Raw genomic sequence first — 22466 nt, 5'->3', positions numbered from 1 at the left:
CTCTCGCAGACGTGGATAAGGAGGCCAAAATGGCGGATTTCTATGTGGTGACCGGAGCTGGACCGGTGGGTTGGACGGTAGCAGAACAATTGGCGGACCAAGGGCGGCAGGTGCGCGTCCTCACGCGTTCGGGCAGTGGACCGGACCACCCGCTCATTGAGCGCATCAAGGGGGATGCGAAGGACCCGGCAATCCTGCGGACCGTTTTTGCCGGCGCGAAAGCCGTCTTCCACTGCATCCACGGGTCGGCGTACAACGCTGCGGCCTGGCGGGCCGAACTGCCTGCCGCTGAGCAGGCAGTGCTCAGCGCCGCACACCAGGCAGGGGCCGTCGTCGTATTCCCCGAAAGCCTCTACTCCTACAGCGAGCCGGACAGCGTGATGACGGAGGGCAGTCCGCGCCGGGCCGCCGGCGGTAAGCGCGGCGCGCGGACGGAGCTGCTGCAGGCGCGCGAGGCGTCAGCCACGCCAACTGTGAGCGTGGTGGCGGGCGACTTTTTTGGGCCCCGCGTACGGATGGCGCACGGTGGCGAACGCATAGTGGTGCCGATTTTGGCGGGCAGGAGCGTGAGCGTGGTGGGAAGCGCGCGGCAACCGCACTCGTTCACATACGTCCCCGACCTGGCCAGGGCAATGATCAGGGCCGCAGATATGCCCTCGGCCTGGAGCTGTGTATGGCACGCGCCCACCGGACCCGCGATGACGCAGCGGGAGCTCGGCCACGCATTCGCCACGGCAGCCGGGGTGCCCGCTCCCAAGGTGCGCGTCCTGCCTGGCTGGGTCCTCCGGGCGGCAGCTTTGTTTTCCTCCGATGCCAGGGAGTTGGCGGAAATGCTGTACCAGTTTGAGCGGCCGTTCGTCATGGACTCCGCGTTGTCCGAGTCAACCCTCGGCATCAGCCCCACACCCTTAAACGAGGCTGCTGCCGCCACCGTGGACTGGTGGCGGCAGCAGGGTTAGTGCACGGGGTTGATGCACGCGCGCAATGGTCAGCGGCTGGGAACCTCTTCCAGTGGTTCGACGCCGGGCTCCCGCGGCCGCACTGCGCTCCCAACATCAGTGCGCCCCAGCTTGCTGGGCCACCAGATCTTCGGTCCAATGTCGTAGGCCAGCGCCGGTACCAGCAGCGAGCGCACCAGGACGGTGTCCAGCAGCACGCCGAACGCCACAATGAAGGCCAGCTGCACAAGGAACATGATGGGGATGACGCCCAGTGCTGCGAATGTGGCGGCCAGCACCACACCGGCGGAGGTAATCACGCCGCCTGTCACGCCGAGGCCGCGGAGGATTCCTGGCCGCGTGCCGTGCTTGAGTGACTCCTCCCGGACCCGGCTCATCAGGAAGATGTTGTAGTCCACGCCCAGGGCCACCAGGAACACGAAGCCGAACAGCGGAACGGTGGCATCGGCGCCGGGGAAGCCGAAGATGTTGTTGAAAACGAAGGCTGCCACGCCAAGCGCAGCTGCGTAGGACAGCACCACGGAGAGCACCAGCAGGACCGGGGCCACGATGGAGCGCAGCAGCAGCATCAGGATGAACAGGATCACCACCAGGACCACCGGAATGATGACCACCAGGTCATGCTGGGCCGTGGTGTTGGTGTCGAGGGCTGTGGCAGTTACGCCGCCCACCAGGGCGCCGGGATCAACAGCTTTCACTTCGGTGCGCAGGGCCTTAATGGTCTCCTCCGCCTCCAGCGAGTCCGCGGCGTCGTTCAGCGTGGCGTTGATGAGCACTTTCCCCTCGCGAACGTCGGGAACGCTGGGAGCACCGGGGGCTCCGGTGATGGGGACGCTGCCCTGCCCCAGCAGGTAGGCCTCGCCCACGCCGTCGTCCGCTTTCACGCGGTCCAGCACCTCGGCGGCCTTGCTTTGGTCCGCCACTACGACGGCGGGGCTGCCGCTGCCGGCGTCGAAGTGGCGGGCCAGCGCGTCCTGCCCGTCAACGGCGTTGGAAGCGGTGAGGATGACATCGGTTTGCGGCACGCCGTTGGCCTTCAGCTGGAACAGGCCGCCGGCGGCGACCAGCAGCAGGAGGACCGACGCCACCCACACCGTCCGGGGCCGCCGCGATACCAGTGAACCGGTGGCACGCCACAGCCCCTTCTGGCCTTCCAGACCCGTGACCAGCTCGGGTTCGCGCTGGTCGGCGGGGAGAAGCTTGGGCCGGAAAGGCCAGAAGGCGGCCCGGCCCAGCAGCGCCATCAGCGCGGGCAGCAGGGTCAGGGCGGCGAACAGGGCACACAGGATGCCTGCGGCGGCAACGGGGCCCAGCGCCTTGTTGGAGTTCAGGTCGGAGAAGAGCAGGCACAGCAGCGCAATGATCACGGTGGCGCCGGATGCCAGGATGGGCTCGAAGGACGCTTTCCAGGCGGTCAGGACGGCGGCCGTGCGGTTGGTGGTGTGGGTGAGGGCTTCCCGGAAGCCGGCCACGAACAGCAGCGCGTAGTCCGTGGCTGCGCCGATCACCAGGATGGAAAGGATGCCCTGGCTTTGGCCGTTGAGCTGGATCCAGCCGGCCTTGGCCATGCCGAATACCAGCAGGATCGCGGCGCATAGGGCAAATACTGACGTCAGCAGCACCATGATGGGCAGCAGCAGGGACCGGTAGACGACCAGGAGGATCACGAACACCGCGGACAGGGCAACGAGCAGGAGGATCCCATCGATTCCGCCGAAGGCTGCGGTGAGGTCGGCGGCAAGGCCGGCGGGTCCGGTCACGAAGGTTTGGCTGCCCTCCGGTGCTGCTTCGGTGACCGTACTGCGGAGCTCCTTAACCGCGTCCTTGACCTCCACCGAGGATCCGACGGGGACCACGAACTGGACCGCCTTGGCGTCCTTGGAGGGAATCGGGCCAATCACCGTGCTGCCGAGCTTGAGCTCTTCGAGGCTGGTCTTGAGCGCGGCCAACTCCCCCAACTGCGCGGGTGTGAAAGCCTCATTTTTTTCAATGACGATGATGCCCGGAACCTCGTCCGAGTCACGGAATTTAGCCTGCCAGTCCTGGGCTTCGGTGGCCTCCGCGCTGGCGGGCAGGAAGGACGCCTGGTCATTGGAGGAGACCTCTTCCAGCCGGCCGAACGTGGGGCCGCCAACCCCGGCGAGCCCCAGCCAGGTCAGCACCAGGACAACGGGGACCAGCCAGCGAAGCCAGAACGGGACACGTTCCCTGGCAACTTGTGTGCGATTCATGGTGCCTTCCAGTGATAAGCGGCGGAGTAGTATTTGTTCCAGCATAGATTATCTCCATAGTAGAGATAAGTGGCTGCCAAGGTTTTTTCCGGCTGCCGGCTCGGAAGTGAATGCCGGGGCTGCAGTAATATCCGTCAGTACGGCCGGACAGAAACGCCGGCGGGGAACCAGGAATGCAGGGAGGTGGGCATGGCAGGCAAAAGATCACCTGACGCGGTACCAGGCCTGCCGGATGGCGCTCCCGGCGGTCCGCCACACCCCTTGCTCCGGCTCCTGCAGGAGTTCACCATGGAGGCCAACCGCTACGTGGATTTTGCCGGCGGCCGGAAGGACATGCACCGCACGGACATGAACGCCCTGGCGGTCATCATGCGGCACACGGCCGCCGGCAACGTGGTGACACCCGGGCTGCTGCGGAAAGAACTGAACCTCAGCTCTCCCGCCACCACCGCGCTGATCGACCGCCTGGACAACTCGGGGCACATCGTGCGTGAACGGAACAGCACTGACCGGCGCCAGGTCCAGCTGAAGATGACGCCCAAGGCTTTTCAGGAAGGCGCTGCCATCTTTGCGCCTCTGGCACAGCACATGGGGAGTGCCATGGCGGGGTTCTCCGCGGAGGAACTGGAAACCGTCACACGTTTCATGACGGCGATGGTTGACGCCACAGTAGCGGCAAGGACGGAGCCCGGGTAGCCGCACACCTTCCCCTCGTGTACCCCAGGTTGGGGGTAGCGTTTGCTTATGAATGAGCAGCAGCCTGAAGACGACGTTTACACGCACGGCCACCACGAATCGGTGGTCCGCGCCCATGCCGCCAGGACCGCCGAAAACTCGGCAGCGTTCGTCCTCCCGTACCTCACACCCGGGTCGATGCTGCTCGACGTCGGCTGCGGGCCCGGCAGCATCACCTGCGACTTCGCCGCCCTGGTCCGCCCCGGGACGGTCACCGGCCTGGACCGCTCACCGGACATCATTGCCCAGGCGCAGGCCCTCGCCGTCGAACGGGACGTACCCAACGTGGAGTTCGTGGCCGGCAATATCTATGACCTGGACTTTGAGGACGAGACGTTCGACGTGGTCCACGCCCACCAGGTGCTCCAGCACCTGACCGACCCCGTTGAGGCCCTCCGGGAGATGCGGCGGGTGGCCAAGCCCGGTGGCATCGTGGCCGTGCGCGACGCCGACTTCCACGGCATGAGCTGGTACCCCGACCTCCCGGAGCTGGACGAGTGGATGGACCTGTACCAGCGGATTGCCCGCCGGAACGGAGCAGAGCCCGACGCCGGACGGCGGCTGGTCAGCTGGGCACAGGCGGCGGGATTCACCGACGTCGCCCCCACCAGCAGCAACTGGCTGTACGCCACGGCGCAGCAGCGCCGCTGGCAGGCCCGCGTCTGGGGAGAGCGGGTGCTGCACTCGGCCTTCGCCGAGCAGGCCCTGGAATACGGCTTCGCCAACCCCGCGGACCTGGCCCGGATCTCGGCGGGCTGGCACCGCTGGGGCTCCACCGATGACGGCTGGTTCCTGATCCCGAACGGCGAGGTCATTGCCCGGGCCTAGTTCCGGGTTGTCCACCTGGCCCACTCGCCTCCCGTCCCCATGGTTCCCCGGCTGGCGTCGGCACCCCGCTTCACCCGCCTAAGATTGTGAGGTGCAATTTTCCCTGTGGCTCGCCCTGGCGGGTGCCGGCGTCCTGATCAGCTTCACCCCGGGAGCCGGGGCCATCAACACCATGAGCAACTCGTTGAACGCGGGCTTCCGCCGGTCCATCTGGGGAATCCTGGGCCAGCAGGCAGCGCTCATAGTGCACGTCCTGATTGTGGCCCTGGGCGTTGGGGTGCTGGTGGCCAGTTCGCCCGTCGCCTTCAATGTGATCCGCTACTCCGGGGCGGCCTACCTGGTGTATCTGGGCATCCGCCAGTTCCTGAGCAAGCCCACTGTCGCCCAGGAGCAGGCCGCCGCCCTCCGCAACGAGCCCGGCTGGTCAATCTTCCGGCGCGGGTTCTGGGTCAACCTCTTGAACCCGAAGGCGATCGTATTCTTCCTGGCCTTCACGCCCCAGTTCATCCGGCCCGACCAACCGCTGTTCACCCAGTACGCGGTGCTGACGGCCACGATTGTCGTCATCGACATCCTGGTGATGTGGTTCTTCTTCGCCGCGGCCGCAAGGTCATTCCAGCGCTTTACCAATACGGAACGCGGCCAAGTGGTCCTCAGCAGGGTATTCGGCGTCCTGTTCGTGGGCGTGGGCATCCTGCTGGCCCTGATCCACTGAGAAGGGGCGTTCCGGGGGCTGCACCAGCGTGATACGTACCCCGCGCGGAGGTAAGTCATGCATCTTTACAAACCCGTCAAACATTGTGAACAGGCGGCTAGCCAAGAGGGAACGGAAGCGCGCATGCTTAGGTGCATGAACTCAGCGCCGAGCGCATATCGCGTCATCACTGTCTGCACGGGCAACATCTGCCGGTCCCCCATGGCCGAGCTTATGCTCCAGGCTGCGCTTGAACGCGAGGGCCTTGCCGGCCTGGTGGAGGTGGACTCTGCCGGCATCACCGGTTACGAGGCCGGCAGGCCCATTGACCCCCGCGCCGCCCGGCGGCTCGCCGCAGCGCAGCTGGCCTCGGACCACCACGTGGCCCGCGAATGGCACCCTGCGTGGTTCCGCGAGCGGGACCTGATCCTGGCCCTGGACATTGATCACTACGCCTGGCTTGGTGAAGCGGCGCCGGACGAGGAATCCCTGGAGAAGATCAGGATGCTCCGAAGTTTCGATCCCGCCATGGCGGAACGGGACCGGCTGGACCAGGGCATCGAGGACCCCTGGTACGGCGGCCATGCGGATTTCGACGCCGTCTGGCACCAGATCCACTCCGCCCTTCCCGGCCTGGTGGAGCACATCAGGACAGCAGTCCTCCAGAACACGCAGCTCCAGCCGCACTAGCCGCGGGGAACAACCGGCTGAAGCGGCAGGCACACTGTAAACGGTACGCTCTAGTCCATGAGCCCAGCCCCCGTCATTATCGCCATCGACGGGCGCTCCGGCGCAGGGAAGACCACCCTCGCCGTCGAGCTTGCGGCACGGCTCCGCACCCATCACAAGGTGTCGCTGTTCCACCTTGAGGACATCTACCCGGGCTGGGACGGGCTGGCGGCCGGCGTCGAACGCTATGTGTCCACAGTCCTCACGCCGCTGAGCCGTGGCGAGGCAGCCGCCTGGACCAGCTGGGACTGGGAAAGGCATTACGACGGCGCCGCCCGGGTGACGCTGCCCGCGGAGATCGTCATCGTGGAGGGAGTGGGGGCCGCCGCGGAGGCCGCCCGTCGCATGCTGGACGCGGTGGTCTGGGCGGAATCCCCGGACGACGTCCGGCGGACCCGGGCGCTGGACCGCGACGGTGCAACGTATGAGCCGTACTGGGACCGGTGGGCCGCCCAGGAGGAAGAGTGGCTGGGCAGTGACGACGTGCCCGGCCATGCGGACCTTCGCGTCCAAAACCTCGCCGACGGATCGGCCCCGGCGGACCTTTTGCAGCTCCTCCCCTACCTGCCCGCCCTGGCGCCGGTCCTGGCACCGGAATTGTCTGCCCGCCGCGGCCTTCGCCTTCATGCCGAGCGCCTGGATGCCGCCCCGGACGCGCCGGCCCTGTTCCAGTCCCTGTACGGGCGTTCCGCCAACGCCGTGTGGCTGGACTCCTCCAACGCGGGCACGGGACCTGGCGGCGGGGATCCGGCCCAGCGGACTGCCGCCGAGCGCAGCCGGTTCAGCATCATGGCGGACGACGGCGGCACGTTCGGACAGCGTGTTACGCACCGCGGAGGTGTGAGCCGGATCAGCGCAGGCTCGTCCACGGCCAAAGTCCCGGGCCCCTTCTTCCGCTGGCTCGACACCGTCTGGGGTCGCCGGGCGGTGCGGACACCCGAGGGCTACCCTGGCGAGTTCACCCTGGGCTGGCTGGGCTGCCTGGGTTACGAACTGAAGCGTGAAACCGGGGGCAGCGACGTCTCCGCAGCCACCCCGGACGCCGCCCTGATTTTCGCGGGCCGTGCGGTGGTCCTGGACCATGCCGAGGGTACCGCCTGGCTCCTGGCGCTGGAGGCACCGGACTCCGAGGAGTGGCTGGCGCAGGCACGGGCAGCCGTGGAAGCGGCGGAGGACCCAACAGCGGAAGCCGGCGGCAGCACCGGCGTCGTACATCCCGAACCTCCCACTTTCCGCAGCCGGGACACGGGCGCAGGGTACCGGGAGAAGATCGCCGCCGCCCAGCACCAGATCGCCCAGGGGAATACCTACGAGGTGTGCCTGACCACCACCCTCGAAGCCAGGATCCAGGCCGGCTCGCTGGATCCGTGGACCACGTACCTGGCGCTCCGCCGCAGGAACCCGGCCCCGTTCGCCAGCTACCTCCGGCTGGGAACCCTTGCCGTAGCCAGCACCTCGCCGGAGCGGTTCCTGAAGATAGGGTCCGACGGCGGCATGCGCGCCGAGCCGATCAAGGGCACCCGGCGCCGGGCTGCTGACCCGCAGGAGGACGGCCGCCTGCGCGCGGACCTGGCCGCCTCCCTGAAGGACAGGGCCGAAAACATCATGATCGTGGACCTGCTGCGCAACGACCTCAGCCACTTTGCGGCGCCCGGTTCCGTTACGGTCAGCCGCCTCTGCGCCATCGAGAGCTACGCCACGGTCCACCAGATGGTCAGCACCATCGATGCCCGCCTCCTGCCCGGAGCGCCGCGGGCGGAAGCGGTGGCAGCCTGCTTCCCGGCAGGCTCCATGACCGGCGCTCCCAAGATCAGCACCATGGCCATCCTTGACCAGTTGGAGGCAGGACCCCGGGGGATCTATTCCGGCGCCATCGGCTACTTCTCGCTCAACGCGGCCTCGGACCTCGCCGTCGCCATCAGGACCCTGGTGATCAACGAGGCAGGCGACGGAACCGTGGAACTCGCGCTCGGCGTCGGCGGTGCCATCACCTCGGACTCCCGCCCGGATGACGAGTATGAGGAGATCCGGACCAAGGCCTACGGGGTGCTCTCCACCCTGGGCTCAGGCTTCCCGGACGGCTGACGCGTCCCGGACCATCCGCACCGGCGGTCACAGGACGGACACCCCGTTTAGGAAGACCGGGCCGGGGGTAGGGTGCTGAGGGTCAGATGAACCGCTCAAGCCACGCGGCGGGACACCCAGGCTCCCCATGAGTTAGGTTTGCCGCGTGACGGACCCGTCCCAAGCCCACAACACCAGCAAGCAGGCACCGCGCAGCTTCAAGTACGTCCTCATGCTTGGCGCCCTGGCCGCACTTCCGGCCCTGACCACGGACATGTACCTGCCCTCCCTGCCCGCCGTGGAAGCTGACCTCCACACTACCCAGACCGCCGCCCCAGCTGACGTTGTCCGGAACCCTGGTGGGAGCCGGGATCGGCCAGTTGGTGATCGGCCCCTTCTCGGACCGGTTCGGGCGGCGGCTGCCGCTGGTCATCGGCATCTCGCTGCACGTGGCCATCTCGCTGTTGTGCTCCATCACGCCGAACATCGAAACGCTGACAGGGCTGCGCGTGCTGCAGGGCTTCTTCAACGCAGCCGCCGCGGTGGTGGCACTCGCCGTCATCCGCGACCGCTTCGTTGGCTCCGCCGCCGCCCGGCTGCTCTCCCGTTTGATGCTGGTGATCGGCGTGGCGCCGCTCCTGGCGCCCACCGTGGGCCAGGCCATCGCCGGACTCTGGGACTGGCGCGCCGTGTTCTACGCGCTGGCGCTTATCGGGGTGGTCCTGGTGGCAATCGTCGTGAGGTTTATGCCGGAGACGCTGCCGGAGGACAGCCGCAGCCCGGGCAACCCCAGGCATGTGGCGGGAGCCTACTGGTCGCTGCTGCGGGACAGGCACTTCATGGCGCTGGCCGTCATCCCGGGGCTGGGGCTGGCGCTGATCATGAGCTACGTGGTGGGCTCGCCTTTCGTCTTCCAGAACGAATACGGCCTCACCGCCCAGCAGTTCGCCCTCGTCTTCGCCCTCAACGGCGCCGCGCTTGTCCTCTCCGCGCAACTCAATGCCGCCCTGGTCCGGAAATTCCCGCCGGTCCGCCTCCTGCGCACCGCCCTGCTGGTCCAGTTGGCCCTGGCCCTGCTGCTGCTCGTGGTGGTGTCCACGGGCGCCGGCGGTGTCTTTGGCCTGGTGGCCGCCTTGTGGCTGGTCCTGTCAGCCCAGGGAATGATCCCGGCGAATGCCTCCGTAATGGCCCTGCACAACTACGGCCACATGGCGGGAACGGCCGCGGCGGTCATCGGTGCCCTGCAGTCCGGGGTCGCCGGACTCGTGAGCCCCCTCGTAGGGGTCCTCGGCGGGAATTCGCTGTCGATGGCCATCGTCATGATCGGCAGCTGCGCCCTGGCGGTGATGGTGCTTGCCCTGGGAACCCCTGCCTACCGGCAGGGCGGCTGGCTGGAGCACTCCGGGCGCGACGACGGCCAGCGGGTCAGCGCCGACGACTAGGGATCTTGTGGGCCGGCAGTTCCTGCACTGTACGCGTTACTGAACCGTGGCGGTCAGGCGCGCCACGTTGTCCACATACCGCGCGGCGAGCGGCCGGTTGAGCCAGTCCGCCAGCTTGAGCTCATGGGAGATATCCCGGTACGTGTCCTCCACCGCCCGCATCTTGTTCACGATGTCCGCGCCCAAGAGCATCACTGACACCTCCAGGTTCAGCGAGAACGACCGCATATCCATGTTGCTGGAGCCCAGGACGGCCACCTCGTCATCGATCGTGAAGTGCTTGGCGTGCAGCACGAACGGTGCCTTGTACAGGTAGATCCGCACGCCGGCTTCCAGGAGGGCCTCGTAGTAGGACCGCTGTGCGTGGTGGACCAGGAACTGGTCGCCCTTCTCCGAAACGAACAGCTCCACGTCAACGCCGCGCTGGGCCGCCGTGGTGATGGCGTAAAGCAGTGAGTCGTCGGGCACAAAGTAGGGACTGCAGATGGAGATCCGGTGCTGCGCGGAGTAGATAAGCGTGTTGAAGAGCCGGAGGTTGTTTTCCGTGATGAACCCCGGGCCGCTCGGCACCACCTGGGCCGTGACATGGCCGGGCTCGGGATTCGCCGGGAGCTGCAGCTGGTGTTCCAGGGATTCGTCGGTCTCGCTCAGCCAGTCGGTGGCGAAAACGACGTTCAGGGTGGTCACGATGGGACCGCGCAGGCACGCCATCAGCTCCACCCATTCACGGCCGGCTTTGCGGTGGCGCGGGTTGTTGTAGGAGGGCTCGATCAGGTTCTGCGATCCCGTGAAGGCAATCTCGCCGTCCACCACCATGATCTTGCGGTGGTTGCGCAGGTCCGGCCGGCGCCACTGGCCATGGATGGGCAGCAGCGGCAGCATCCGCTTCCACTGGATCTTGCCGGCCCTGAGCCGCTTGAGCAGCTTCCGGTAGCCCTTGATGCGCAGCGTGCCGATGTGGTCGAACAGGAGCCGCACTTCCACGCCCCGTTCGGCGGCTTCCTCCATGGCGGTAAGCAGGTCATTGGTGATGTGGTCCGAGCTCATGATGTAGAACTCCGCGTTGACGAATTTCTTCGCCTTCCGCACGGCGTTCGTCATGTCGAGGATGGAGTCGGGGTAGCCGGGGATGAGTTCCACGGAGTTGTTGTCCACCATGGGCAGCGAACCCAGGGTGCGGTTGAGCTCAGCCGCGGACTTTACCCATTCCGGGCCGGGGTAGGAGCTTTCCACGTCAGAGAGCGCGCTGAGCCCTGCCCGCACCCTCTCGTTGACCTGCTCCTGCTGCGCACGCCGCCGGCTGGACAGCTGGAAGTTGCCGAACAGCAGGAACAGCACGATGCCCACGAACGGGATAAAGAAGATCCCCAGCAGCCAGGCCATGGCCGTGGTGGGGCGCCTGTTGCCGGGGATGATGCCGAGGGCCAGGACCCGGATGACAAGGTCGGCGAAGCCCAAGAGCACCACAACCCACGTCGGCGCGGTGCCGGCAAGCGAAAAAGGCCACAACACGTCAATAACTCCCGGGGATATTCGGCTCCGGGGGACGGTTTCCGGCCCGGGCACTCCGCCCAGCTTATCCGCGGTGCCGCACTAAGCTGGTGCCATGACCTCTCCAGCCCCCGTGGTTCTCGTTTTCCTTGACCCCGCTTTCCCCGACGGCAGGGTGGCCGATGCCGCCAAGCCGCAACTGCTGGTCACGGACCTGGGCGTTACGCGAGGCGACGGGGTCTTCGAGACCATGCTGGCCGTGGGTGGAACCGTGCGGAAGATGCAGGCCCACCTGGACCGGCTTGCCGGCTCCGCCCGGGCGCTGGACCTGGACATCCCGGACCAGGACGTGTGGCGGAGTGCCATTGCGGCTGCCGTTGCCCGGCACCGGTCGGAGAACCCGCCGGCAGACGCTGCGGCAGATGAACTGGTGGTCAAACTGGTGGTGACCCGCGGCGTGGAGGGTGCGCCCGCCCCCACCGCCTGGGTACAGGCCTCGCCGCCAGGGGCTGCCGGGCGGCGGCAACGGGAAACGGGCATTGATGTCATCCTCCTTGACCGGGGCTACGACAGTGACGTGGCCGAACGGGCGCCCTGGCTGCTCCTGGGGGCCAAGACGCTCTCCTACGCCGTCAACATGGCAGCGCTGCGCTACGCGCACAAACAGGGCGCCGACGACGTCATCTTCACCTCCTCAGATGGCCGGGTGCTGGAAGGCCCCACGTCCACAGTGCTGATGGCGCATGTGGAAAAGTCCGACGACGGCACGACGGTGAAGCGCCTCATCACGCCACAGCTGGACAGCGGCATCCTGCCCGGGACCTCCCAGGGTGCGCTCTTCGCTGCAGCCAAGGCGGCGGGCTGGGAGCTGGGCTACGGCCCGCTTGAGCCGCAGGACCTTCTGGACGCCGATGCAGTCTGGCTGATCTCCAGCGTCCGGCTGCTGGCGCCGGTGAACCGGATCGACGGCAAGGAGATCGGTGCCCCGTCCGTCCAAAAGGAACTGACCACCGAATTGAGCGGACTTTTCGCCGGCATCCATTAGTCCGCGACGGGCAGGGCCACCCCTTTTGCCGTCCCGGCATCACCCGTAAGGTGTGCAGCATGGACTCGCAAAAGCTGCCGATCGAGAAATTGTCCTTTGACGACTGCTGGGACCTCCTTGCCAATGACATCGTGGGCAGGCTGGCCATCGTGGTGGACGAACATCCCGAGATCTTCCCCGTGAACTACGTTGTCCACCTGCGCAGCATCTTCTTCCGCACGGCGCCTGGCTCCAAGCTCTGGGGCGCCAGGATGGAGCGGCCGGCGGCGCTGGAAATCGACGGCTACGATCCCGCCACCGAACAGGCCTGGAGCGTAGTGGTGCGGGGCGATACCGAGATCGTCGAGGACCAGACTGTCAAGGATGCCGTTGACAGCCTCGGCCTGGAGCCGTGGCAGCCCGGCGAAAAGGCAAACTACATCAGGCTGAACGCCAAGGCATTGACCGGCCGCAGGTTCCAGGTGAACCGCCCGGACATCTGGAACACCCGCCTCCAGGACCAGCGCAGGGCGTCATTCGAATAGCACCGCCCTGTAAACCAGGTTCAGCGCGGCCCGTCAGCCTCTGGAAACCGAGGCCTGCCGTGACAGCTGCGCTTCCAGCCCGGAGAGCAGGATGGTGAGTCCCTGGTCAAGCTCCGTGGCGCCGTCATACTCAGCCAGCGCCGGCGCCAGGGCACGCAGCCGCGGAAACTCCGTGGCGGGCAGGCGGTGGAGCCCCAGGCGCAGCAGCACCTCGTTCTCTTCCGGGTCCACCACGTATTCCTGCAGTTCGTTCAGGATGTGCCCGTAAAGGAAGCCGTAGTAGGCGCGGTAGACATGGAGCGCATCTGCCGGTTCGAACCCTGCTGCCACCAGCAGGGACAGGATCTGCTCAAGGGGCCGCAGCGTGCCCAGCGGACGCAGGCCCAGCGGCGTGGAAAGGGGCCGGGTCACCAGCAGGGGGACCACGTTGGGGTGCTGGAGTGCCAGGGTCCGCAGATCATGGGCGATTTTCCGCAGCTGGGCTTTCCAGTCAGGGTCGTCCGGATGAACCCCGAGCTGATTCAGTACCAGCTCGGAAACACCGTCCAGCAGTGCGGCGCGGTTCTCGGCATAGCGGTAAAGACTCATCGGGTCCCGGCCAAGCTCCTGCCCCAGGCGGCGCATGGTCAGCGCATCCAGCCCCTCGGCGTCAACCAACTCCAGGGCCTTGGCCAGCACGACCTCCCTGCTCAACCTCGTTTTAGGCCTGCCAGGCCCGGAAGTTTTGGCGGAAATCATTGGTTGGGTCCTCGCTGCCTGCCGTCACCGTGGGGTGATGATTCGAGACGGTTGCCTCACTTGTAGTCTACGGGTAAAGTCTACAGCGTAGAGAAGCGCTGACACCGCTGATGGCCCCGATGCGTTTGACGGGACACGACCTATAGATCCGATGGCCACCGTGCAGGGCCTCGGATCTGCTGCTGTAGCCGAACGGCGGCGCCGCGCACCTAGCGAAGGGAGCCGTCATGGCACATTCGCAGTTCGATACTTTTCTTAACGAAGCCACCTACCCCGACCAGGCATCCGATTCCAGCCTGGACCGCGACCGCCTTTACGGGCTGTACACCAGCTGGTGCTTCATCAACGAGCAGACGCCCGGCACCGAGTCCAGCTTCTGGGAAGCCATGAAATACCGGATTTCGCCGCGCCGCAACGGGCTTCGCATGAAGGGCCCGGCCGCTGCCGACTACATCCTGACCAGCTACCCCGGCCTTGTATAGGGTCCGCCTGGGCTTGCAGGAGGCCGCCGGGTAACGGTGGCACATGATCAAATGCTGCGGCACGCACGTGCCGCAGCATTTTTCATGCCTCCCCGGTAAGAACCCTATCGCCTTGCCATCAGCTCAATTACGGAACATGACGGCGGCGGCGGTGCGGCTTGGCGCGGCAGGTGTTACGTTTTTGGGGAGTAATGAGTACCGGTGTGAAGCCCTGACTGGCCGGTCGGCAACCCTCCCTTTCGCGGCGGGGTGCCTCAGGTGAATACTCGGCATATCGACCGATTCGAGCTGCAAGCGTGAGAGAAGGAGATCCGTCGTGTCCGACGCGCCCGTCCCTGAAGAAAAACTGTCCTACCGCCTGATCACGGGCCCGGACGACCGTGCCTTCTGCGAGCGGATCTCCGCCGCACTGGCTGAGGGCTATGTGCTGCACGGCAGTCCGGCGGCCACGTTCAACGGCACCCGCGTGATCGTGGCGCAGGCAGTGGTCCTTCCGGCTGCGATCGCCTCGGCTGACGCGGCGGTGGCCACTGCGGTGGATGAGCTGGATGCTGAGTTTGAGGGCGAGTTCGACGGCGAGGGCCACGCGTGAGCTACGCAGGGGACCTGACGCCGCAGGAAGCGTGGGAGAAGCTGGAGCAGGGCGCAATCCTGGTGGATGTCCGTACCGAGGGCGAATGGGCCCACATCGGCATCCCGGACACCAAAGCTACGGACAATGATCCGCTGTTCATCCAGTGGACCTTCCCCGGCGGCATTCCCAATCCGGACTTCGTGAAGGACCTCAAGGAGCAGGCGCCGGAGGACCCGGGCGCCGAGTTGGTGTTCCTGTGCCGGTCCGGTGCCCGTTCGGTTGCGGCTGCCACCGCCGCCACGCAGGCCGGCTTCACGTCCTACAACGTGCTGGAAGGCTTTGAAGGCGAGCCGGACCGCTACGGCGAACGCACCGTCAATGGCTGGAAGAACCGCGGCCTGCCCACCAACCTCGGAAAGAACTAAGTGGCTTTCAACCAAGACGCCCCCGGCTGGAACCCCGACACCCAGGCCGTCCGCGGCGGGCTGGACCGCACCAACTTCCAGGAAACGTCCGAGGCAATCTTCCTGAACTCCGGCTTCGTCTACGAATCCGCCGCAGCAGCTGAACGCGCCTTCACCGGCGAAGACGAGCGCTTTGTCTACTCGCGCTACGGCAACCCGTCCGTGGCCACCTTCCAGGAGCGGCTTCGCCTCCTTGAAGGAACGGAAGCGTGCTTCGCGACGGCGTCGGGCATGTCCGCGGTGTTCACCGCGCTTGGCGCCTTGCTGGCTGCCGGCGACCGCGTGGTGGCCGCCCGTTCGTTGTTCGGTTCGTGTTTTGTGATCCTGAACGAGATCCTGCCCCGGTGGGGCGTTGAGACGGTCTTCGTCGATGGCCCGGACCTGGACCAGTGGCGCGAGGCCCTCTCCAAGCCCACCACCGCGGTCTTCTTCGAGTCCCCGTCCAATCCCATGCAGGAGATCGTGGACATCGCCGCGGTCAGCGAACTGGCGCACGCCGCTGGGGCCAAGGTGGTGGCCGACAACGTCTTCGCCACTCCCCTGCTGCAGCGCTGCGGGGACTTCGGCGCGGACGTCATCGTCTACTCCGGCACCAAGCACATCGACGGGCAGGGCAGGGTCATGGGCGGCGCCATCCTGGGCACCAAGGAATTCATCGACGGGCCGGTGAAGCAGCTGATGCGCCACACGGGACCGGCACTTTCGCCCTTCAACGCCTGGGTCCTGACCAAGGGCCTGGAGACCATGAGCCTGCGCGTGCGGCACTCCTCCGCCACTGCCCTGCGGCTCGCAGAGTGGCTGGAAGAACAGCCTGCCGTGAGCTGGGTGAAGTACCCGCTGCTGAGGTCGCACCCGCAGTACGAACTGGCGGCAAAGCAAATGAGTGCCGGCGGTACGGTCCTCACCCTCGAGCTCGCTCCCTCCGGTGGGCGCTCCGGCAAGGAAGCTGCCTTCGCACTGCTGGACGGACTGCGCATCATCGACATTTCCAACAACCTCGGTGATTCCAAGTCCCTCATCACGCATCCCGCCACCACCACGCACCGCGCCATGGGGCCGGAGGGTCGCGCCGCCATTGGCCTGAGCGACGGCGTAGTCCGGCTCTCCGTGGGGCTGGAGGACGCGGACGACCTCATCCGCGACCTGGAACAGGCACTGAAGCAGATCTAGCTGGACGCTTGCCGCCGTCGCGCTTTCGGCGTTTCGCGACACGCATCCCCATTTGCGACGCGCAGATTCCCTTTCGCGCACAATATGTGCGTCGCGAAAAGGAGCCTGCGCGTCGGGAATGAACAAGCCAGTCGTGGGTCAGGACTGGCGGACCCGGAGCAACTCCGGCGTGTCCTCCACGTCTGGGAGATCGAGCGCACCGCGCATTGTCACGTGCACGGCCTGGCGGACCACCGCACCGAATCCCTTGTCCTCCGGCGGCGTCCCGGCGAGGGCCTTGTCGCGCGCGCGTCGCTGTTCCGCGGACCCGGTTCCGCGGGCGATGATGTCCTCCACACCCTGCCGGGCCAGCGCCAGCTCGCCCTGTTCGGCCAGGACGGGGGCCAGGTAATCCACCAGGGAGCGGACGACATCCGCGGCCGGCGCGGGCCGGAAGTTGCCGAAGTCCAGGAGTTCACCGCTTAGTCCGGCACTGCTGGCCTGCCAGGAAGCCATCCGGAGCAGGACGGTCGGAACGGGGGCGGGATCCACACCGTCGCGCCATTCCCTGCTGGCCGACTCCACCAGCGCCCGGACCAGCACGGCGATGAGCGCGGCGTCCTCGGAACGAAGGCACACATCCGCCACGCGAACCTCAACGGTGGGGTGGTTGCGGGACAACCGGGCGTCGAAATACAGCATGCCCTCATCGAGCATGACGCCGCTCTCCAGCAGCCGTGTAACCACCCGCCGGTAGGCAAGGTATGTTCCATAGATGCCTGCCGGCCCCGCCGTCGGCCAGCGGTTCCAGGCCTGGGTGCGGTAGCTTTCGAACCCGGTAGGCACGCCGTTCCAGAACGGCGAGTTGGCACTCAGGGCCGTCAGCACCGCCAGCTTGTCGCGGATGCGGTCCAGGACCGCCACGCCTTCGTCCGGCGACTCGATGAACGTGTGGACGTGGAAGCCGCAGGTCAGCTGCTCCTGGGCGGTGAGGCCAAAGCGCTCCAGCATCCGGGCGTAGCGGGGGTCAGGCGTCGTGTGGGTGGTGGACGCCATGGGCGAGGTGGCCAGTGCCGCCACCCGGGCGCCATGCTTCCTGGCGGCCTGGTCCGCCAGCGCGCGGCCCGCGCGGATCTGTTCGAGCAGGCCGCCGTACTCCAGGCACGGCCGGGTCTGGGTCTCGATCTGCTCAAGCTTCAGCTCGGCACTCAAGCCCATCTCGTCGTCGTAATCCGCGTGGTTTCCGGCATGGTGGACACCCTGGTCCACGGGAAGATCGTCCGCCGCAACGTGGTGGCCGGCAAGGAGGGCGTCAGCCAGGGCAAGCGGCTCTCCGGACTCCGGATCAACGATCAGGAGTTCTTCCTCTACGCCGAACGTACGCATACGAACATTCTGCGGCAGAGGGCGGGCATTGGGACTGCGGCCCGCGGTTCATGACGAAGCATGAACGGATCAGTCCTGGAAGTACTCCACCTTGGCGCCGATCGTGTTGAGGCGCTCCGCCAGGTCCTCGTAACCGCGCTCGATGACGTAGATGTTCCGCAGTTCGGACACGCCCCGCGCGGCGAGCATGGCCAGCAGCAGGCAGGCGGCCGGACGGAGCGCGGGCGGGCAGCCCACCTCGGCGGCGCGCCACTTGGTGGGCCCGTTAACGTAGATCCGGTGCGGATCCAGGAGCTGCACCTGCGCGCCGAGCCGGTTCAGCTCCGTAAGGTAGATCGCCCGGTTCTCGTAGACCCAGTCGTGGATCATGGTCTGGCCGCTGGCGTTGGCGGCAATGACCGCAAAGAACGGCAGGTTGTCGATGTTCAGCCCGGGGAACGGCATGGGGTGGATCTTGTCCTCGGGGGCGCGCAGCTCGGAGGGCTTGGTGGTGACGTCCACCAGCCGGGTGCGCCCATTGCGGGCCATGTACTCGCCGGAAATCTCCAGCTCCTGTCCCATCTGGCCCAGCGTGGCCAGCTCGATTTCCATGAACTCGATGGGAACCCGGCGCACCGTGACCTCTGAGTTGGTGACGATGCCGGCCGTGATGAGGCTCATGGCCTCGATGGGATCCTCGGAGGGGAAGTACTCGATCTCTGCGTCGATTTCGGGCCGGCCGGTGATCTTCAGGGTGGTGGTGCCTACGCCCTCGATGGTGACACCGAGCATCTGCAGGTAGAAGCACAGGTCCTGCACCATGTAGTTGGGGCTGGCGTTGCGGATCACGGTGGTGCCCGCCCGGTGGGCAGCGGCCATAATGGCGTTCTCGGTGACGGTGTCACCGCGTTCGGTGAGGACGAAGGAACGGTCGCGGGTGTCGGCAGGGGGTGCCTGGACGGTGTAGAAACCTGCCGTGGCCTCCACTGAAAGGCTGAACTCGCGCAACGCCTGCATGTGCGGCTCCACAGTGCGGGTGCCAAGATCACAGCCGCCGGCGTAGGGCAGCCGGTACTCCCGCGACTCGTCCAGCAGGGGGCCAAGCAGCATGATGACGCTGCGGGTCCGGCGTGCCGCGTCCACGTCCATGGCGTCCAGGTCCAGGACCGCGGGACGGCGGAGGCGCAGATCCGTGTCGTTGAGCCAGGTGCACTCCACGCCGATGCTGGTGAGTACTTCGACGATGCGGTTGACTTCCTCGATCCGGGCCAGCCGGCGGAGCACGGTGGTGCCGCGATTGATCAGGCTGGCGCACAGCAGGGCGACGCCGGCGTTCTTGCTGCTGTTCACGTCCACGGCGCCGGACAGGGTGTGGCCGCCCTCCACCCGCAGGTGCGTCATCTGCGGCTTGCCTACGTTGACGATGCTGCGGTCAAAGATGTTTTCCAGCCGCTGGATCATCTTCAGGCTCAGGTTCTGCTTGCCCTGTTCCATCCGGGCAACGGCGCTCTGGCTGGTGCCCAGCTCAGCGGCCAGCTGGCCCTGGGTCCAGCCCTTCTCACTGCGGGCGTCCCTCAACATGGCGGCAACGTGTTCGGCGGTCTCCTGCGTCATAAGCAAAAATATATCATAAATGAGCTAGCGCTTCGCCGCCGCGCAGGTTCAGGGCGTATCAGGAAAGGCTTTACCCGCTACATGCGATAGAAAACACATACAGGCCTTGGAAGAGGGTCAACTGCCAAGCCACACCATGTTCCACGTACCGGCGGTCACGGCTGTATAAAGGGCAAGCCCGGCCACCAGGACCCCGCCCGCCACCACCCATACATCAAGCAGGCTGAACCTGGATTCGCGGGCCCACGTCCGTTGGCCGCCGCCGAAACCCCTGGCTTCCATGGTGACGGCAAGCCGGGACGCCCGGCGAATGGCCTGCACCAAAAGCCCGAAGCTCTGCCCCAGCGTCGCCTTGACCCGCTGTGCCAGGCTACCGCGCGAGCCCACGCCGCGGGCCCGCCGCGCCATGCCGATGGTCTGCCACTCCTCGGCCATGAGGCCCACCAGCCGCATCGCGGCCAGGGTTCCCAGGACGAACCGGTGCGGCAGCCGGGCTTTCTGGGCCAGCGCGTCCGCAAGATCGGTGGGATCGGTGCAGCTCATCAGGAGCACCGCCGGAAGGGCGATGGCAAAGCCCCGCAGCATGAAGCCGATGCCCAGCTGGAGGGAACCTTCGCTCATGGTCCAGATGCCGGCGTCGAGCAGGATCCTTCCACTGTCCGGGGCCAGGATGGAGGTGCTCCAGCCTCCCACGGCGGCGGCAAGGATCAGCGGCCAGCCGCGCTGCCACAGCAGGGACAAGGTGAGGCCGGCCAGGGGAAACAGCAGAAGCTCAAAAACCAGGGCCACCGACGCCGACACCCAGTCGATGGACAACGCCAGGACCGCCGTGATGAGGAGGACGGCCGCGAACTTGCTCAGCGGATTGGCACGGGCCAGGAGGGCGCGGTTGCCGAGCAGTGTCAGTTCCTGCCTCATGGCGCCACCGGTTCCGCCACGGCCATCCGCAGCTCAGCCCCACCCAGGGCCTCCGTGAATTCGGCATCATGGGTCACCGAAACCACTGCGGTGCCGGCATCCAGGAGCTCGGACAGGAATGAGGCCAGCTCGGCCCAGGTATTGGCGTCCTGCCCGAACGTGGGCTCATCCAGGACCAGGACCTGCGGGCTGGCGGCCAGGACGGTGGCCACGGACAGCCGCCGCTTCTCGCCACCGGAAAGCGTGTAGGGGTTGGCATCCACCAGCTGGGTGAGCCGCAGCCGCTCCAACAGTTCATCAACCCGGTCCTCGCCGTGGCCCAGGTGCCGGGGGCCGAACAGCAGTTCATCAAGCACCTTGCCGGTAACGAACTGATGCTCCGGCTCCTGGAACACCGTCCCCACACGCGAGATCAGCTGCTCCGCTTTCCACCTGTAAGGGTCAATGCCGGCGCCGCGGCTGAGGTCCAGGGTGGCGGACACCTTTCCGGACACAGGTTCCAGCAGCCCGGCCAGCGTCAGGGCGAAAGTGGATTTACCCGCACCGTTGGGGCCTGTAATGGCGAGGGCCTGGCCGGCGCGGACCTGCGCGGACAGGCCTTCCTGGACGGGGACGGGCAGGATCTTCCGGAAGCCTTGGCGGCGCGGACGTTCCCGGGAAACAGCAAGTTGTTCCGCGGCCAACAGGAGGTTTCCCGCGCCGGGGGCGGGGACTGCAGCCCGGTGTCGGGTGGCGGGCACGTAGCCGGGGACCCAGACACCCACCGCGGCGAGCATTGTCCGCGCTTCCGTGAGCACGCGGTCCGGCGGCCCGTCCAGGAGCACGGCCGGATCGGTGTCGGAGCCCGGCTGCAGGACCACGATCCGGTCCACCAGGTCCTTCCACACGGACACCCGGTGCTCAACCACCACCAGCGTGGCCCCGGTCTTGTCCAGGCAGCGCGCCACGGCGTCGCGGACCTCCAGCACCCCGTCCGGGTCCAGGTTGGCGGTTGGCTCGTCCAGCAGGATCAGTCCCGGGCGCATGGCCAGGATGCCTGCCAGCGCCAGGCGCTGCTTTTGCCCGCCGGACAGGGCCGACGTCGGGTGGTCCAGCGGGAGGTGGGACAGGCCGACGTCGGCGAGCGCCTCGTGCACGCGAGCCCAGATGGCGTCGCGGGGCACCGCGAGGTTTTCGGCGCCGAAGGCGACGTCGTCCCCTACCCGCGACAGGACCACCTGGGTCTCGGGGTCCTGCTGCATAAGTCCGGCGCGCCCGCGCTGGGCGCGGGGCACGGCGCCGTCAACCAGCAGCGACCCCGACTCGTCGGCGTCCCCCGCCTCGCCGCCGTCGTCGTTGATATCTCCCAGCACCCCGGCGAGCGCATGCAGGAGCGTCGACTTCCCGGCACCCGAAGGGCCGAGCAGGAGCACCCGCTCCCCGGGCCTGATATCCAGGTCAAGGGCACGGACGGCAGGCTTGGTCCTGCCGGCGTGCCGCCAACCCCAGCCACGGGCGGTGACAGCGGCGGGCCGGACCGTGGCCGCGGCGTCCTGGGCGGGTGCCATCAGGAGAAGACTGGCTCCGCGGCAGCCTTGCGGGACGCGAAGGAGCTCAGCACGCCGGTACGTGCCAGGCCGCGGGTGGCAACCCACGACAGGGCGCCGGCGATGATGGCTCCGGAGATCATGCAGAAGACAATGTAGGCGAGCTTGTCTCCGCCGGAGTAGGCGATGTTCCAGCCCCAGGGCGCAAAGGAGTCGTTCAGGCCGCAGAACAGGCCCGACGCCACACCGGCCAGCAGGGACACGGGCAGGTTGAACTTGCGGTAGACAAAGATCGCGAAGATGATTTCTGCGCCCAGCCCCTGGACGAAGCCCGAGAACAGGACGGACGCGCCGTACTGGGAACCCATCAGGAGCTCGCCGGTGGCCGCGACCGTTTCGCAGAACAGTGCAGCTCCGGGCTTGCGGATGATAAGCATTCCCAGGACGCCGGGGATCATCCAGCCGCCGGCGATCAGGCCGGTCAAGGGCGGGTAGGCCGCGGTTCATCGGCACGGATACTGCGGCCGCGCCCTGGGACCAGGCCCAGAAAATGACGCCGCCGGCGATGGCCACCAGCGCGGCGACCACAATGTCCACGACGCGCCAGGACTTACTGGTGGTCTTCTTGATTGATGCAGTGCTCATGTAATCCTCCTGGGAAACAGGAGGGGAAAGTGGATCCCGGCTGACGGTGTTTGCCGTGCAGCCGCGACACTTTGAGAACTCGACTCCCTTGCGCCGGTACTAACCGGATCAGGTTCGAGGGTCTGCGGCTGTCCGCACTCTCAGCGCCCACCTGCGGTGCCCGGCTCTTGCCAGGATGTCCGACGGCGGCGCTCCCCTGTCGTTTAAGTGTTGCTTTTGGTTTGGGTAAGGCTTTTTTCGCCCGCTTTG

General features: G+C 66.8%; 20 protein-coding genes, 1 pseudogene and 2 riboswitches. Of the genes and pseudogenes, 13 read left to right on the top strand and 8 right to left on the bottom strand.

Translation table 11 applies throughout. The annotated features are described in order from the left end of the window. Window positions 1-29 precede the first annotated feature (29 nt). Complete coding sequence (locus QFZ57_RS06585) at window positions 30-959, top strand: NAD-dependent epimerase/dehydratase family protein (RefSeq protein ID WP_306898928.1); 930 nt, start codon at window positions 30-32, stop codon at window positions 957-959. A gap of 29 nt (window positions 960-988) precedes the next feature. Here the strand turns inward: QFZ57_RS06585 and QFZ57_RS06580 are convergent, their stop codons facing one another. After that, window positions 989-3190 carry an MMPL family transporter gene (locus QFZ57_RS06580; protein WP_306898927.1) on the bottom strand — a complete coding sequence of 734 codons (2202 nt, stop codon included), beginning with the start codon at window positions 3188-3190 and terminating at the stop codon, window positions 989-991. A gap of 189 nt (window positions 3191-3379) precedes the next feature. Here QFZ57_RS06580 and QFZ57_RS06575 point away from each other — a divergent pair, with 189 nt between their 5' ends. From QFZ57_RS06575 to QFZ57_RS06550, 6 genes are all read left to right on the top strand, one after another. Then, window positions 3380-3886 (top strand): MarR family winged helix-turn-helix transcriptional regulator, encoded by a 507-nt coding sequence (locus QFZ57_RS06575; protein WP_306898925.1) that lies wholly within the window; start codon window positions 3380-3382, stop codon window positions 3884-3886. A 48-nt stretch (window positions 3887-3934) separates the two neighbouring features. Beyond that, the gene (locus QFZ57_RS06570; protein WP_306898922.1) at window positions 3935-4753 is read left to right on the top strand and encodes a methyltransferase domain-containing protein; all 819 of its coding nucleotides are present in this window, start codon (window positions 3935-3937) and stop codon (window positions 4751-4753) included. Between the two features lie 91 nt (window positions 4754-4844). After that, window positions 4845-5468, top strand: a complete 624-nt coding sequence (locus tag QFZ57_RS06565) for a LysE family transporter (protein WP_306629648.1) — start codon at window positions 4845-4847, stop codon at window positions 5466-5468. Between the two features lie 135 nt (window positions 5469-5603). Next, window positions 5604-6137, top strand: a complete 534-nt coding sequence (locus QFZ57_RS06560; protein WP_306629647.1) for a low molecular weight protein-tyrosine-phosphatase — start codon at window positions 5604-5606, stop codon at window positions 6135-6137. Between the two features lie 57 nt (window positions 6138-6194). Then, on the top strand, window positions 6195-8261 hold the full coding sequence (gene pabB, locus QFZ57_RS06555) for an aminodeoxychorismate synthase component I (RefSeq protein ID WP_306898920.1): 2067 nt from the start codon (window positions 6195-6197) through the stop codon (window positions 8259-8261). A 338-nt stretch (window positions 8262-8599) separates the two neighbouring features. Beyond that, a complete protein-coding gene (locus QFZ57_RS06550) occupies window positions 8600-9682 on the top strand; it encodes a multidrug effflux MFS transporter (RefSeq protein ID WP_306898918.1) in 1083 nt (360 codons plus the stop codon). A gap of 36 nt (window positions 9683-9718) precedes the next feature. On the opposite strand, the gene cls is transcribed toward QFZ57_RS06550, so the two are convergent. Beyond that, window positions 9719-11194 (bottom strand): cardiolipin synthase, encoded by a 1476-nt coding sequence (cls, locus tag QFZ57_RS06545; RefSeq protein ID WP_373461192.1) that lies wholly within the window; start codon window positions 11192-11194, stop codon window positions 9719-9721. Window positions 11195-11288: 94 nt separating this feature from the next. Between cls and QFZ57_RS06540 the strand changes: the two genes are divergently transcribed. Both QFZ57_RS06540 and QFZ57_RS06535 read left to right on the top strand, forming a co-directional pair. Continuing rightward, window positions 11289-12218 (top strand): aminodeoxychorismate lyase, encoded by a 930-nt coding sequence (locus QFZ57_RS06540; RefSeq protein WP_306898915.1) that lies wholly within the window; start codon window positions 11289-11291, stop codon window positions 12216-12218. A gap of 59 nt (window positions 12219-12277) precedes the next feature. Beyond that, window positions 12278-12742: a pyridoxamine 5'-phosphate oxidase family protein gene (locus tag QFZ57_RS06535; protein ID WP_306898913.1), complete on the top strand. Its 465-nt coding sequence runs from the start codon at window positions 12278-12280 to the stop codon at window positions 12740-12742. A gap of 33 nt (window positions 12743-12775) precedes the next feature. On the opposite strand, the gene QFZ57_RS06530 is transcribed toward QFZ57_RS06535, so the two are convergent. Then, window positions 12776-13480, bottom strand: coding sequence for a TetR/AcrR family transcriptional regulator C-terminal domain-containing protein (locus tag QFZ57_RS06530; protein ID WP_306898912.1), 705 nt, complete (start codon window positions 13478-13480; stop codon window positions 12776-12778). A 227-nt stretch (window positions 13481-13707) separates the two neighbouring features. On the opposite strand from QFZ57_RS06530, the gene QFZ57_RS06525 reads away from it, so the two are divergent. The 4 genes from QFZ57_RS06525 to QFZ57_RS06510 all read left to right on the top strand — a co-directional run bounded on the left by QFZ57_RS06525 (window position 13708) and on the right by QFZ57_RS06510 (window position 16170). Further along, on the top strand, window positions 13708-13962 hold the full coding sequence (locus tag QFZ57_RS06525; RefSeq protein WP_306629641.1) for a hypothetical protein: 255 nt from the start codon (window positions 13708-13710) through the stop codon (window positions 13960-13962). A 187-nt stretch (window positions 13963-14149) separates the two neighbouring features. Next, window positions 14150-14265: riboswitch (SAM riboswitch) on the top strand. 13 nt (window positions 14266-14278) lie between these two features. Next, window positions 14279-14554, top strand: coding sequence for a DUF1737 domain-containing protein (locus QFZ57_RS06520; protein WP_306629640.1), 276 nt, complete (start codon window positions 14279-14281; stop codon window positions 14552-14554). Then, window positions 14551-14961: a rhodanese-like domain-containing protein gene (locus QFZ57_RS06515; protein ID WP_306629639.1), complete on the top strand. Its 411-nt coding sequence runs from the start codon at window positions 14551-14553 to the stop codon at window positions 14959-14961. Before QFZ57_RS06520 ends, QFZ57_RS06515 begins: the two co-directional genes overlap by 4 nt. Beyond that, complete coding sequence (locus QFZ57_RS06510) at window positions 14962-16170, top strand: O-succinylhomoserine sulfhydrylase (protein ID WP_306898909.1); 1209 nt, start codon at window positions 14962-14964, stop codon at window positions 16168-16170. Between the two features lie 138 nt (window positions 16171-16308). Here QFZ57_RS06510 and QFZ57_RS06505 read toward each other — a convergent pair whose 3' ends face one another. The 5 genes and pseudogenes from QFZ57_RS06505 to QFZ57_RS06485 all read right to left on the bottom strand — a co-directional run bounded on the left by QFZ57_RS06505 (window position 16309) and on the right by QFZ57_RS06485 (window position 22217). Then, entirely contained in the window at window positions 16309-17535 is a 1227-nt protein-coding gene (locus tag QFZ57_RS06505) for a glutamate--cysteine ligase 2 (protein WP_306629637.1), read from the bottom strand. Between the two features lie 69 nt (window positions 17536-17604). Then, window positions 17605-19128 carry a UDP-N-acetylglucosamine 1-carboxyvinyltransferase gene (locus QFZ57_RS06500; RefSeq protein ID WP_306898905.1) on the bottom strand — a complete coding sequence of 508 codons (1524 nt, stop codon included), beginning with the start codon at window positions 19126-19128 and terminating at the stop codon, window positions 17605-17607. 117 nt (window positions 19129-19245) lie between these two features. Next, window positions 19246-20046: an energy-coupling factor transporter transmembrane component T family protein gene (locus tag QFZ57_RS06495; RefSeq protein WP_306898903.1), complete on the bottom strand. Its 801-nt coding sequence runs from the start codon at window positions 20044-20046 to the stop codon at window positions 19246-19248. Continuing rightward, a complete protein-coding gene (locus tag QFZ57_RS06490; protein ID WP_306898901.1) occupies window positions 20043-21593 on the bottom strand; it encodes an ABC transporter ATP-binding protein in 1551 nt (516 codons plus the stop codon). The genes QFZ57_RS06495 and QFZ57_RS06490 overlap by 4 nt, the downstream gene beginning before the upstream one ends. Then, window positions 21593-22217 (bottom strand): annotated as a pseudogene (locus QFZ57_RS06485) (ECF transporter S component). The gene QFZ57_RS06490 and the pseudogene QFZ57_RS06485 overlap by 1 nt, the downstream one beginning before the upstream one ends. A 67-nt stretch (window positions 22218-22284) precedes the next feature. After that, a riboswitch (TPP riboswitch) is annotated at window positions 22285-22425 on the bottom strand. Between the last annotated feature and the right edge of the window lie 41 nt (window positions 22426-22466).

Origin of the sequence: Arthrobacter sp. B1I2, assembly GCF_030816485.1 — a bacterium.
Classification (GTDB): Bacteria; Actinomycetota; Actinomycetes; order Actinomycetales; family Micrococcaceae; genus Arthrobacter.
The sequence above is the reverse complement of the archived record's forward strand: the minus strand, read 5'-3'. Positions and strand labels throughout refer to the sequence as shown.

Bases quoted from the DNA above. Each gene is read 5' to 3' on its own strand.
- QFZ57_RS06575 (WP_306898925.1), top strand. From the start codon at position 3,380: ATGGCAGGCAAAAGATCACCTGACGCGGTACCAGGCCTGCCGGATGGC.
- QFZ57_RS06500 (WP_306898905.1), bottom strand. From the start codon at position 19,128: ATGACGCAGGAGACCGCCGAACACGTTGCCGCCATGTTGAGGGACGCC.
- QFZ57_RS06495 (WP_306898903.1), bottom strand. From the start codon at position 20,046: ATGAGGCAGGAACTGACACTGCTCGGCAACCGCGCCCTCCTGGCCCGT.
- QFZ57_RS06505 (WP_306629637.1), bottom strand. From the start codon at position 17,535: ATGCGTACGTTCGGCGTAGAGGAAGAACTCCTGATCGTTGATCCGGAG.
- pabB (WP_306898920.1), top strand. From the start codon at position 6,195: ATGAGCCCAGCCCCCGTCATTATCGCCATCGACGGGCGCTCCGGCGCA.
- QFZ57_RS06490 (WP_306898901.1), bottom strand. From the start codon at position 21,593: ATGGCACCCGCCCAGGACGCCGCGGCCACGGTCCGGCCCGCCGCTGTC.
- QFZ57_RS06540 (WP_306898915.1), top strand. From the start codon at position 11,289: ATGACCTCTCCAGCCCCCGTGGTTCTCGTTTTCCTTGACCCCGCTTTC.
- QFZ57_RS06525 (WP_306629641.1), top strand. From the start codon at position 13,708: ATGGCACATTCGCAGTTCGATACTTTTCTTAACGAAGCCACCTACCCC.
- QFZ57_RS06535 (WP_306898913.1), top strand. From the start codon at position 12,278: ATGGACTCGCAAAAGCTGCCGATCGAGAAATTGTCCTTTGACGACTGC.
- QFZ57_RS06560 (WP_306629647.1), top strand. From the start codon at position 5,604: ATGAACTCAGCGCCGAGCGCATATCGCGTCATCACTGTCTGCACGGGC.
- QFZ57_RS06585 (WP_306898928.1), top strand. From the start codon at position 30: ATGGCGGATTTCTATGTGGTGACCGGAGCTGGACCGGTGGGTTGGACG.
- QFZ57_RS06570 (WP_306898922.1), top strand. From the start codon at position 3,935: ATGAATGAGCAGCAGCCTGAAGACGACGTTTACACGCACGGCCACCAC.
- QFZ57_RS06530 (WP_306898912.1), bottom strand. From the start codon at position 13,480: ATGATTTCCGCCAAAACTTCCGGGCCTGGCAGGCCTAAAACGAGGTTG.
- QFZ57_RS06580 (WP_306898927.1), bottom strand. From the start codon at position 3,190: ATGAATCGCACACAAGTTGCCAGGGAACGTGTCCCGTTCTGGCTTCGC.